Below are 12,190 nucleotides of genomic sequence, written 5' to 3'. Positions count from 1 at the left end.
AAGACCTTATGTCCTATAGACAAAAAAACAAACGATATGTAATTTCTTTAAGCATAACAGTTGCCGTATGGGCAACTGTTATGTTTATTTTATTGCCCTCATGCGGCAAGAAAGAAAGCTTGGCAGATGCCATCAACGAAAACGATTCCTTGCCGGACATGCGTACCACAGGGGTCACCACCTATATATCCGATTCAGGAATGATCCGCTACAAAGTCATTACAGCGGAATGGTTAATATTCAGCCAGGTCGACAGTCCCTATTGGGCATTCAAAAAAGGCATCTATCTGGAAAAATTCGACACCTTGTTCCGCATTGATGCGAGCATCAAAGCAGACACGGCTTTTTATTACGAACCCAAAAAGCTATGGGAATTGCGTGGAAACGTACATATCCGCAGCCAGCGGGGAGACAAGTTTGATACCCAAATCATGTTTTGGGATCAAGGCAAAGAGAAAATCTATTCCGACCAGTTTATCCGAATTGAACAGCCGGATAAAGTCCTGACCGGATACGGGTTTGAATCCAACCAACAAATGACCGAATATCAAATCTTCAACAATACAGGCATCTTTACTGTAGAAGACACAGCACCTGCAGATACCGTCCAACAACGTACTGCAAACTGACCATGAACCCATAAAGGCAATGACGGAACTTCTTATAAAATTAGTGCTATGCATGGCATTCTCTACGTTCTTTTCGGGAATGGAAACTGCTTTCCTTTCATCCAACAAGCTACGTTTCGAAATGAACAAAGACAACAGCCTGCCTACAAAAGCATTGTCCGCTTTCTACCGCACCCCCAATCATTTCATCTCCACCATGCTTGCAGGAAGCAGCATCTGCCTGGTCTTATGCTGCCTTTGGACGTTGCAATTAGTCGAACTCTATCTGTTTACCATAGGGATAACCCATCCATTACTAATCCTTATAACAGGAATCATTCTTGCGTTCATATTCCAGATTATTTTTTCCGAATTCATTCCTAAAACCATTTTCAAAATATTTCCGGGCTATGCGCTGCGTCTTTTTGCCCTGCCCGCCTTTATTCTCTACATACTGTTATATCCGGTCAGCAGGCTGGTTTCCTCGCTCTCAACCGGAATCTTACGTATTTCCGGACACAAGGTAAACAAAGAAGACACAGAGAAGGCTTTTACCAAATTCGACCTGAATACGTTTATCCAAAACAGCCTGAACAGCGCAAACGGAAAAGAGAACATCCATACCGAAATCGAACTCTTCCGGAACGCATTGGATTTTTCAAACACCAAAGTACGCGATTGCATGATTCCAAGAACCGAAATCATCGCGGCTGAATTTGACACGCCTTTGGATAAACTGAAAGAGGCATTCATCGAAAACGGCATCAGCAAAATCATTGTCTATAAAGAAAACATCGACAACATTGTCGGCTACATCCATTCTTCTGAAATGTTCAAGCCCCTGACCGACTGGCACAAGAACATACGCCGCATCCCCGTTGTGCCGGAATCGATGGGCACCCAAAAATTAATGAAACAGCTCATGCAACAGAAACGCTCGCTGGCGGTAGTGGTAGACGAATTCGGAGGGACATCCGGCATCGTATCCATGGAAGACCTGGTAGAAGAAATCCTGGGAGATATTGAAGACGAACACGACACCAACTCAACAATAGCCAAAGTGCTCAGCGACCATGAATATGTCTTTTCGGGACGGCTCGAAATAGAAAAAGCAAACGAAGAATTCGGACTGGATTTACCGGAAAGCGACGAATACCAAACCATCGGCGGACTCATCCTGCATGAATTCCAACGTTTCCCCAAAGCGCATGAAGTGGTAACCATCGGCCGCTTTCATTTTAAGATAATCAAGGTTACAGCTACCAAAATAGAACTGGTAAAACTGAAAGTTACAGCATAAACCAAAGGAAAACATCATTTTTTTGCGGAAAAACAACTCTGCTAAGCACATTTTTTGTATCTTCGTGCGCTAAAAGAAAAACAATAAACAAAATAATAACATTAAAGAATGGCAACTTTACAATCAATCAGAAGCAAAGGACCACTTTTGGTCATTGTTATCGGTCTTGCCCTTTTCGCTTTCATTGCGGGTGACGCCTGGAAAGTGCTCCAGCCGCACCAAGGGAGACAAGACGTGGGAGAAGTAAACGGAGAAAAACTTTCCGCACAAGAGTATCAGCAATTGGTAGACGAATTCAGCGAAGTCATCAAACTGACCAACGGACTGAATTCATTAACCGAAGACCAGCTGACAAACGTAAAAGACCAAGTATGGAATACGTATGTCACCAACCAGCTGATTGCAAGCGAAGCGGAAAAATTAGGCTTGAAAGTAACAGACAAAGAACTGCAGGCCATCATCGATGAAGGCACAAACCCGCTGCTGATGCAGACCCCGTTCCGCAATCCGCAGACAGGAGCTTTCGATAAGGACATGCTGAAGAAGTTCTTGGTGGAATATGCGAACCTCGGTTCTTCGCAGATGCCTGCGCAATACGTAGAATACTACCAGACAATGGGCAATTTCTGGAAATTCGTAGAAAAGACATTGAAAGCGTCTACACTGGCTTCCAAGTATCAGAACCTGATTGCCAAATCATTGATTTCAAATCCGGTGGCAGCGGAAGACGCATTCAAAAGCCGTACGGCGCAGTCTGACATCTTGTTGGCAGGAGTTCCGTATGCCAGCATCAGCGATTCAACCATCACGGTTTCAGACAGCGAAATCAAAGACCTGTACAACGAACGGAAAGAAGCTTACAAACAGCCGGTAGAGACACGCGACATCCAGTTCATCGATGTACATGTGCTTCCGTCTGACGCTGACCGTGCGGCCGTATTGAAAGAAGCGACCGAATACAGCAACCAGCTGGACAAGACAACAGGCGATTATGCCGCATTTATCCGCTCGACCGGCTCTGCTGTCAATTACGCTGATTTCGCCATCAACAAAACAGCCTTGCCACAAGACGTAGTAGCCCGTTTGGACTCTACTTCGCTCAATGAAGTATACGGTCCATACTATAACTCAAGCGACGATTCATACAACGCATTCAAGATTCTTGCCAAGACGACAGCCCCCGACTCTATCCAGTTCCGCCAGATTCAAGTGGTAGCAGACACCGAGGCAAAGAGAACCGCATTGGCAGACAGTATCTTCGATGCAATCAAAGGCGGTGCGGATTTCGCTGAAATAGCCAAGGCATACGGACAAACCGGCGAATCTACTTGGGTGAACGCCATGAGTTGGGAAAGTGCCGCACTCGATGCAGACAATACCACTTACATCAAAACCCTCATCAACCAGCCCGTAAACGAACTGAAAAACCTGCAGTTAGGACAAGTCAACCTGATTATTCAAGTGACAGGCAAAAAGGCAATGAAACCCAAATACCAGGTGGCTGTCATCAAGTTGCCGGTTGAATTCAGCAAGGAGACCTATAGCGATGCGTACAACAAGTTCAGCCAGTTTGTCGCTCAGAACACGACAGTGGAAGACATGAAGAAGAATGCGGAAGAAGCAGGCTATACCGTCATTCCGCGCAGCGATTTCCGCAGCGACGAGCACTATGTAGGCGGCGTACGTTCTACGCAGGAAGCATTGCGATGGATTTTCGATGCCAAAGAAGGCGAAGTGTCTCCGCTCTACGAATGTGGAGAAAACGACCACATGATGGTGGTTGGATTGGAACGCGTCAACAAGAAAGGCTATGTCAACATCAACAAAGTAGCCAATACATTGAAAGCGGAAATCATCCGCGACAAAAAAGCGGCACAGTTGATGAGCCAGATGCAGGGCTTCAACAGCTTAGACCAGGTAAAAGGCATGAGCAATGCAGTCAGCGACAGCGTGAAACACGTTACGTTCAGTGCTCCGGCTTATATCTCAGTCACTCACGCCAGCGAACCGGCTATCAGTGCATACGCATCTAAGGCAGAAACAGGTAAAGTATCGGCTCCCATCAAAGGCAATGCCGGTGTTTACATGATTCAGGCATACGCAAAAGACAACGGTACGGAAGAGTTCGATGCAAAGAAAGAAGAAGCAAGCCTTTCTTCCATGGCGCCGAACTATGCGAACCAATGCATCTACGAATTGCGTGAGAAAGCAAAGGTTACTGACCAACGCTACTTGTACTTCTAAGGAACTTTTATTCATTCTATAATTAAAAAAGGCATGCTCTATTGAAGAACATGCCTTTTTTAATTATGGAAGCAATCTTAATCATTCCGGCTTCCCTACCTTACCCATAAAGAGTACCGTTCCTGTAGCGCTTTCGGTTATCTGGAAAAGGAAAGGACGATCGAGCGTGAAATCCGCTTCCTTTATTTCTTCTTCCCCACCAAGATTGGCCGTTTCACCGGCAACCACAGTCACCGCCGCACCTTCCGAACCATCTTCGTCCACTTTCAGGGTTGTCACTTGACGGATGGAAGTAATCGGAGCATAGGGAGCGGACAATGCCGAAAAGTCACTATCCCAAGTAAACGCCAAGTTCATGCCCAATGCCTGCAAACTTCCGTTCAAATCCATGTCGCTTTCCAGTTCAAAACGAGGAACAGCATAATGGATGCGGCAAAGTTCTCCATTGGCTACCGCTTTTTCCAGTGTACCCAGAACTGCCAACGTTTCAACCACTTCATCGATTCCTACACCTTCATTCGGCAAAATGAAACGCATCTCATAATCTCCGTCCAAGTAAGAAACTGTTTTGAATTTCTCCAAAAAGTTTTTCTCGTCTTGATGTTTCCGTTCTCGTGTGTGCTTTGGGCGATTTTTTGGTCCTTTCCGCTTCTGTTCTTTGTCAGATAGCCCGCTATCTTCCTCATCACACAAGCGGAAATGCCTCAAAAACTCATCCCAAATCATCGCACGATAAATTCAAAGCAGTTTCTAAGACAAGGCAACACTTGTGAACAACTCTCCTTTCGCCAAGCCGGCATATTCACGGCTTGTGCGCATGAACTGTGCCTGCACCACGCTGCCCGACTCAGTATGGAAATTGTCCGGACAGGCTGCGTTTTTTTGTCACGACGGATTTGTAATCCAGCGTAACAAAAGGAAAGTACGCTTTTTCGGCTGCGCTTCTTCGGATAGCATAGGTTGCAGCCGCTCGCCGATAAAAGCCTCCACTTGCGCTGCCGATACCCGTCCTTGCTTCTGTTCCACGTAGGCTTCCACGGCTTCGGCTTCCGTAGCATGGGTTTGCAGGCAAGCCAAGAGTTCTGCCACGCCTGCCCCTGCCTCGTAATACCTTCCGTTGCAAGCCAAAAGGTAACGGTCGGCTGCCGCAGCGGTCGAAAGCTTCTGCAAATGTATTTGTTTGTAATTCTCCATATAGTTATATATAATAAGGTATATCAATCTACTTTCATAATCGCGCTATTGACTGTAGTATTAATTTTCCGTTTTTCCTTTGAAGTCTTCTTTCCGAAATCAAAGGTATAAGCCACCTTTACATAACCAGTTTGCTGATATGTGTCACTATACGAAGTATTATGGAAACGATAAGCACCGACACGCATATACATCACATTCCGGTTATGTTTACTAAACGTATTGTCCGTACCGGCTTCTATCATCCAGTTGTTGTGATTCCAACGCGCGAATGCACCGTATGTGGCAGGCGTATTGATAAAAGCTGGATGATTTTCCAAAGTCCTTCCGGTCGATTTGCCATGTACATTGAAAGCGAAATCCCTCCAATAATAATTCACGTCCGCACTGCCTCCCCATTCATTCCTTTCCTCTTTCGTTTTTCCAGAAAACTTATTATAGCGGTAAAAGCCGGACAATTTCACATGCAGGTTCGGTCGAATCTTATAGGTAAATGATACACTTCCCCTCAATTGATGATACCCTCCATCTGCATAAAAACTATTGACCAACTTGCCGCCCTCTATGTAATAATCAGAAGATGTGTTGTTTATTGCACCAAAATAATAAACGGATACTTGCATGTTGATTCTCTTTTTTTGAAAAGAATAAACCAAATAGCTGATGTAATAATTTGTTTTCTCTAAATCCGGATTACCACGCTTCACCATCAGGGAATCCACATCTTGGCTGACATTACTCACCCATTCCATCGGTGGATTGGAATTGCCTGTGTTCAATCCATACATCAACGAATGATTGGAGTTAATCCGATAATTCAACATTACATTGGCATGAGGGGACAGGTAACGTTTCGCTTCGTTTCCATGCACACGATATTGCAACAAGTCACCTCCGAACTGAATGCTGAAGAACGCCTTCCCAGCACTTTGATTGTATTGCCCCAATAGCAATGTCTCTGCTGTCCATAGATGGCTCCAATCGGTACGGTCTCCTTGATAAGCCGAAGAAGACACGGTATGCAGGTGACGGAGGTTCAGGCCGAAAGAATTGTGATGCTTCAGTTGAAGCACATAATCCGCCGAGAAATCAATGTCATACAAGTCCTCGTCCGCTTGGGTATAAGAACGGAAATCATTCTCACTATACCGGCGCATGTAATCATTCCTTGTATAAGTTGCCGTCAGGCTGGCATCCAAATTCTGCGTAGGGCTTAATTGAAAGCTGCCATAGAGATTCACACTGGGCATCAGACCTGTGTTCTCCATCTCGCGACTCGAATGCAAAGTTCCTGACGATATACCCGCATACGACAATGTGCTCCGACTATTGCTATCGGGCGTGTCTTGACGAACAAAAGAAAACTTCCCCGCCAAAGTACGCTTGTCATTGCGATTGTTGATATTCAATTGCACATATTGGCTGTTCTTCTTCATATGTGCATCGTCCACATGGGTCGTGCGGTTTATTTCTCCCTCCGGATAATAAAATGTTTCTTCTTTATCTGTCCGTACGCCATCATTACTTTCCATTGAATGTCCGGCAAACAACGTGTAACTGGTATTCTTATGCATTACTTTCAAGTTGGCATTATAATCTCCCTTCAAATAACCGATAGTCTGCATCCCATCCAGTGCCGCATAACCGCCCGTATATTTTTCCTTCAGTATATAGTTGATAGAAGCCTTATCGCCCGCATACTTGCCCGTAGGCATTTCGAAATACTCTATTTTTTCAATGTCTTTCGGACGTAAGGCACGCACTTCTCGGTAATCCGCTTTTTGACCATTAATATATAAAGTGGCTTCCCCTAACAGTGTATTAACTGTTCCTTTTCGCACATCGACCGATACACCCGGAATCATTAGATTGTACAGCAAATCATATCCTGTATAAGCGTGCTTCACTTGTTGTTCTTCGGGAATAATCAATACCCTATCTTTTTGACGGATAAAAGATGAAGCATTAACCTCTACTTCATGCAACAAAACGCTATTCTCTTTTAGTGTAAACAAAGGAAGCGTCTTATCTTGATTTTCGACTGAAATAGCATGCCATTGCGGTATATATCCCATCGAACTTACACAAAGTAGATAATCTCCGGCAGAAATATCCGGCAAACAATAAAGACCGTTGTTATCTGTCACCGTTCCTTGTACAAAAGTAGAATCTGGGCGCAGTAATCGAATAGAAGCATAAATATCCTTTTTATTTCCACCTTGAACTGTCCCCTTTATAACTACCTGTGCATTGGATATTAACACATTCAACAAAAAGCAGCATATAATTGATGATTTTATATACATAAAATATTCTTTTGCTATTTCAAATCCGTTACAATATAAAAGTATGCATAGAATAGCACAAAATAATTTGCAACTATTCCAGCATACTTAAATTTTGGCTTTAATCTGTAAAGTCACAACCTTGCAGACTAGGACAATCAAACCAACATGCAGGTTCAATGCCATTTCCATTAGACAAATCAATCAAACCTCCCACGGCTAATGGATCTGTTTCCAATCGTTCTTCCGGCACACCTTCTTCCGACCACAGCGTAACGCCTTGCGCATCTTGAATGAGAATGGATACGCCTTCCGCCTCTTTATCGGAACCGAACAGCAACACATCGCCCTCCACCTGAATAGAGAACGGTAAAGACAAAGAACGATCATCTTGATTTTCCCAATGCGTCCCTTCATCTTTTATATGCTCCATACCTGTATTTGAATCCGCTTTTCCATAAGCGACCACAGACAGGCAAACTGCGAATCCTAAAAGAAATCCTTTCTTGTTCATAATTATTTCGTTCTGTTTTTATTTTTCCGCTGTAAAAGTAGAACGAATCAAGAAGATAGCCGCAAATTTATTTTCTCATTTTTTCTCTTTTCATACAGGCGTTAAATACCAAACGATTAGAAAGAGCATGTGGAATTTTTGTGCACACGAACGAACGGTTTGTACACATCGGTTACAGCTCCCGAAGCAACTCTTCCATGTCTTTTACAGCACCGTCCTTGCCTTTTATCTTTTTATACAGGCGAATAAGGGCAGAACAAATACCCGATTCAGACATATAAAGCAAATCAGCCATCCGCCGACGGGACACCTCGATTTTCACCAAGTAACAGATGCGGTACGTTTTCTGACTAATCTTGACGGGACAAAGCGCTTTCAGCCGGGAAGTGAAATGCGGGTAAGCCTCATCAACGGCATGCGCCAACGCTTCCCAATCGTCCTCACTGACTTTCGTACCGGAAGAAGCGTCGTGAAATAACCGATAGGCCTCGGAATGCAGCAATGCCGTGACACGGGCAGCGTCCAACTCTTGGGTATGCAGGATGCTTACGTTGACGGAACGCAATGCTTCCACTTCCTGTTTCCATACGTCGCGCTGTTCTTTTCCCTCGGATAACGATTGCAGCCGGCTGGTCAATTCGGCAATCTTCTCCTCGTTTTCGGCAATCCGACGGTTGCTTTGCTCCCGCAATTCACGATGAATCTGTTGCCACACCTGCTCGCGAAGCGCAAAACGGCGGCGGCGTTCGCGCAAGGCGTAAAGCAAATAAGCCGCAAGAAGGACAAGCACCAACACCAATGCCACCAGCCCCAATATCCAACTGATGCGCCGGCTGGACTGCAAAGCCAAGCGGTTGTTTTCCTGCTCAACCTGCCGCTGGTATACTTGCATCACCGCTTCGGTGCGGGTGATTTCGTCTATGGAATCGCTCAAAGCCACATAACGGGACAAATAATGCTGAATGGAATCGCGCTGTTCCCCCATGCGGGCAAGCAACAGAGAAGCATCGCACCGGTGATACAAATCACCCGTAGCTAACACTTTCCGGCAATACACCTGAGCCGAATCGAAAGCCTGCTGCCGGTAATACGTTTCCGCCAAAACCAATTGCGCCACAGGATAAGCATACCGGCTCAACACCGCCTTTGCCAACACCGTTGCCGAATCCGGCTTTCCCCAGTTGGAATAAAAACTGGAAAACTCGCTCAGAATGCCGTATGCCCACCTCGGTTCCGACTTTTCTTTCATCAATTGGTAAGCTTTCCGGTAATAGACTTCCGCACTGTCTTTCCTGCCTTCCACATCGAAAAGGCGCGCCATGTCCCGGCAGCTATAAGCAAGTCCCTTATAATCTTTACACCTTATATAATATATACACGCATTCCGGATTGCCTCCTTGCTTTCCCCGTAAGCCCCTTGGTATGCGAAGAGGCTGGCAAGCTGCCCGTAGATGCGCCCGTTCAACGTATCATTCTTGCTTTTTTGGTCGGCTGCACGTTGCAGAGCCGCTATCGCACGGGGCGCATCCTGCAAGTCGCGGTACACACTGCCCTGATAGAAATAAGCCTCCGCCAGCCGCTCGCGGTCGCCGAAACCTTCGTAAAACTTCACGATGCGATTGATGACGGAATCGGATGTATGCGGAATGTAAAGCTTGTCGTTCGCCTTGATGCGGAGCAGCTGCGCATACATCCGCGCCTCTTCCGGTAGCCCGGACAAAGGCACACCCAACGAATCCAGATACCCAAGCGCACTGTCGGGACGGGCTTCCACCAGCTGTGAAGCCCGCTGCAGCCGTTCCGGATAATCTGCCCGCCTGCCCGCACAGGCAGACAGGAAAAGCAACAGAATCATATAAAGCGGCAAGTGTTTCATGCTGCAATGATAAACAAAATTACGGAAAAATGCAAGCAATACCAGCTTCCCGCCCCATACAGATTGACTTCAGTCCCTGTTTATAGTAGAACAAAATTGGTTTGCGAAAAATTATATTGAATACCGCAAACAGCCAATGTAGGGGCGTATCGCATACGCCCGGATGCACCAACTTATCCACGTGAACGCTTTCGGGCGTATGCGATACGCCCCTACAGGCAATTTGGCAACATGGGACATCCAGTAAGAAGCTGTTTTGAATTTCTCCAAAAAGTTTTTCTTGTCTTGATGTATCCGTTTTCGTGTGTGCTTTGGGCGATTTTTTGGTCCTTTCCGCTCCTGTTCTTCGTCAGATAGCCCGCTATCTTCCTCATCACAGAAGCGGAAATGCCTCAAAAACTCATCCCAAATCATCGCACGATAAATTCAAAACAGCTTCTAAAATTATTCAAGCATGCGTTTTGACGAACATAAGTGAGTAGGCCGTTTAACATAAGTAACTCGGACGTTCCACATAAGTGAGTCAGGCGTATCACTTATGTTCGCAACTGCGCATACATCCGCTTTGCCGGCACAGAGCTGTTTCATACCCAGCTTAGATGTACTGAAACTACAGTTTCAGTACATCTAAACTAAAGTTTCAGCATGCCAAAACTATAGTTTCAGCACATCTGAACCAACGTGAAACTTAATCCTATCCGTAAACACATATAAATGAATCCGTTAACGCATTACTATCTGATGACTGCATACGCCTGATAACGCGTGTCGCCACACACGGGAGTGAGCGAAAGATAACCGCCTGCCAGCCTCCCCTCTGCCAGCCGGAGCGGATGCGCCCCAGACATGCTTTCGTGGAAACGCAAGGCTTCTCCGCCCTCGACATAATGCGCGATGCAGAAACGGCCCTGCGAGGCGGGATGCACGTAGCGGTCGAAGAACAGGCGGGCAAGCACGCCCATGTTCATCCGCAGGTTGATTTCCACACACGGATGCACCCTACAGGCTTCTTCCCGGCATATCATCATATCCACCCCCAAATAGCCTGCATAATGCCCGCCCAGCCAATCGGGCAAGACCCGAAGCAAATGCCGGCGCACGCCGTGCAAGGTTTCGGGCGGAACGTATGCCGAAAGCCTCTGTCCGATTGCCGCATCGGAAGCCAGCAGGTTTCCCTTGTAATTGCCGAACGCATCGGTCTCGAACAACGAATAACCGGCAAACGACACCTTTCCCTCCCCATCGGCACGGAACTCCATGGCGAAATCGCACACCTTATTATATATAGGCTCCGCCATCAGCGCCCCTTGCGTGCGGAGGATGCGTGCCGCCCAGCCTTCCGCCGAAGCCGGCAAGGCACCGCAAGGCAAGAAGACCAATCCCCTTCCGCTTCCCGACCAAGGCGCTTTCAGAACACATCTCCCCCATCCGCCCCATGCCTTCCGGACTTCTTCCAGCGTAAGGCAAACCCACGACTCGCCGCATATCCCTTTCATTCCCGCAAAGCTCCGCAAGACTTCGGAAGCGCACACCCTGCCCGAGAGACGCCTCCACTCCTCCAAAGCTCCGGCAGAAGGAAGGAAGCCGGAACCGACTCCGGCCTGAAGCAACGTATGCACCAAAGCCGGACTCCAGCCCCAGGGGACGTAAGCGGAAGAAAGCCAATGCGCCGTCCAGCCTACCTGCGGAAAGGACATCCCTCCCTCGCACAGCTTCTCCCAGCAAGGGATGTCCGCCTCGCGCCTCACCTTCACCACGCTTCCTTCGGGCGCATACCAGGCCGGCAATGCAGCCAGATCGTCCGCCATGCGCACAATCTCCGCCGGTGCCTTGTAATAAGGAGTGAAATTGGCAAGTGCCATATCGTTCTCCGGATTGAAATAGTAAATCGCTTTCTCCATATTTTTATTTATTGAACACAGAGGCACAAAGACACAAAGATACATTTTTTAATCGACAATGCCAATCAGGAGTTAAAAGGAAGTTATAGGTAGTTATCGCCCGCTTGGCGGGCTGGGAGTTAGATGCCAATACCTCTGCATGGTTTTCAGAAGCAGGACTATTGGCCTTTAACTCCTGAACGAAGTGATAACTCCTGTGAAACATAACTACCTTTAACTCCTGATTCACATTGTCAATTCTTTTGCGTCTCTGCGTCTCTGTGTTGAT

9 protein-coding genes are annotated in these 12,190 nt (G+C 46.6%); 3 read left to right on the top strand and 6 right to left on the bottom strand.

Going from position 1 to position 12,190, the window contains the following annotated elements; translation table 11 throughout:
• Window positions 1-8: 8 nt before the first annotated feature.
• The 3 genes from lptC to BACSA_RS00930 all read left to right on the top strand — a co-directional run bounded on the left by lptC (window position 9) and on the right by BACSA_RS00930 (window position 4,152).
• Window positions 9-629 (top strand): LPS export ABC transporter periplasmic protein LptC, encoded by a 621-nt coding sequence (gene lptC / locus BACSA_RS00940; RefSeq protein ID WP_013616255.1) that lies wholly within the window; start codon window positions 9-11, stop codon window positions 627-629.
• A 19-nt stretch (window positions 630-648) separates the two neighbouring features.
• Window positions 649-1,908, top strand: coding sequence for a hemolysin family protein (locus BACSA_RS00935; protein WP_013616254.1), 1,260 nt, complete (start codon window positions 649-651; stop codon window positions 1,906-1,908).
• Between the two features lie 108 nt (window positions 1,909-2,016).
• On the top strand, window positions 2,017-4,152 hold the full coding sequence (locus BACSA_RS00930) for a peptidylprolyl isomerase (RefSeq protein WP_013616253.1): 2,136 nt from the start codon (window positions 2,017-2,019) through the stop codon (window positions 4,150-4,152).
• Window positions 4,153-4,233: 81 nt separating this feature from the next.
• Here the strand turns inward: BACSA_RS00930 and BACSA_RS00925 are convergent, their stop codons facing one another.
• From BACSA_RS00925 to BACSA_RS00895, 6 genes are all read right to left on the bottom strand, one after another.
• On the bottom strand, window positions 4,234-4,878 hold the full coding sequence (locus BACSA_RS00925) for a serpin family protein (protein ID WP_041583814.1): 645 nt from the start codon (window positions 4,876-4,878) through the stop codon (window positions 4,234-4,236).
• A gap of 159 nt (window positions 4,879-5,037) precedes the next feature.
• Window positions 5,038-5,346 (bottom strand): hypothetical protein, encoded by a 309-nt coding sequence (locus BACSA_RS00920; RefSeq protein ID WP_013616252.1) that lies wholly within the window; start codon window positions 5,344-5,346, stop codon window positions 5,038-5,040.
• Window positions 5,347-5,369: 23 nt separating this feature from the next.
• Window positions 5,370-7,652, bottom strand: coding sequence for a carboxypeptidase-like regulatory domain-containing protein (locus BACSA_RS00915; RefSeq protein WP_013616251.1), 2,283 nt, complete (start codon window positions 7,650-7,652; stop codon window positions 5,370-5,372).
• Window positions 7,653-7,752: 100 nt separating this feature from the next.
• Entirely contained in the window at window positions 7,753-8,145 is a 393-nt protein-coding gene (locus tag BACSA_RS00910) for a hypothetical protein (protein WP_013616250.1), read from the bottom strand.
• 172 nt (window positions 8,146-8,317) lie between these two features.
• Window positions 8,318-10,021 carry a tetratricopeptide repeat protein gene (locus tag BACSA_RS00905; RefSeq protein WP_169311429.1) on the bottom strand — a complete coding sequence of 568 codons (1,704 nt, stop codon included), beginning with the start codon at window positions 10,019-10,021 and terminating at the stop codon, window positions 8,318-8,320.
• Window positions 10,022-10,755: 734 nt separating this feature from the next.
• A complete protein-coding gene (locus tag BACSA_RS00895) occupies window positions 10,756-11,922 on the bottom strand; it encodes a hypothetical protein (RefSeq protein WP_013616248.1) in 1,167 nt (388 codons plus the stop codon).
• Between the last annotated feature and the right edge of the window lie 268 nt (window positions 11,923-12,190).

The sequence above is a fragment of the Phocaeicola salanitronis DSM 18170 genome, from assembly GCF_000190575.1.
GTDB classification, from domain to species: domain Bacteria; phylum Bacteroidota; class Bacteroidia; order Bacteroidales; family Bacteroidaceae; genus Phocaeicola; species Phocaeicola salanitronis.
This window is presented reverse-complemented; position numbering and strand designations above follow the sequence as displayed.

Coding starts and splice junctions, on each gene's coding strand:
- lptC (WP_013616255.1), top strand. CDS start 9: ATGTCCTATAGACAAAAAAACAAACGATATGTAATTTCTTTAAGCATA.
- BACSA_RS00935 (WP_013616254.1), top strand. CDS start 649: ATGACGGAACTTCTTATAAAATTAGTGCTATGCATGGCATTCTCTACG.
- BACSA_RS00930 (WP_013616253.1), top strand. CDS start 2,017: ATGGCAACTTTACAATCAATCAGAAGCAAAGGACCACTTTTGGTCATT.
- BACSA_RS00925 (WP_041583814.1), bottom strand. CDS start 4,878: ATGATTTGGGATGAGTTTTTGAGGCATTTCCGCTTGTGTGATGAGGAA.
- BACSA_RS00920 (WP_013616252.1), bottom strand. CDS start 5,346: ATGGAGAATTACAAACAAATACATTTGCAGAAGCTTTCGACCGCTGCG.
- BACSA_RS00915 (WP_013616251.1), bottom strand. CDS start 7,652: ATGTATATAAAATCATCAATTATATGCTGCTTTTTGTTGAATGTGTTA.
- BACSA_RS00910 (WP_013616250.1), bottom strand. CDS start 8,145: ATGAACAAGAAAGGATTTCTTTTAGGATTCGCAGTTTGCCTGTCTGTG.
- BACSA_RS00905 (WP_169311429.1), bottom strand. CDS start 10,021: ATGAAACACTTGCCGCTTTATATGATTCTGTTGCTTTTCCTGTCTGCC.
- BACSA_RS00895 (WP_013616248.1), bottom strand. CDS start 11,922: ATGGAGAAAGCGATTTACTATTTCAATCCGGAGAACGATATGGCACTT.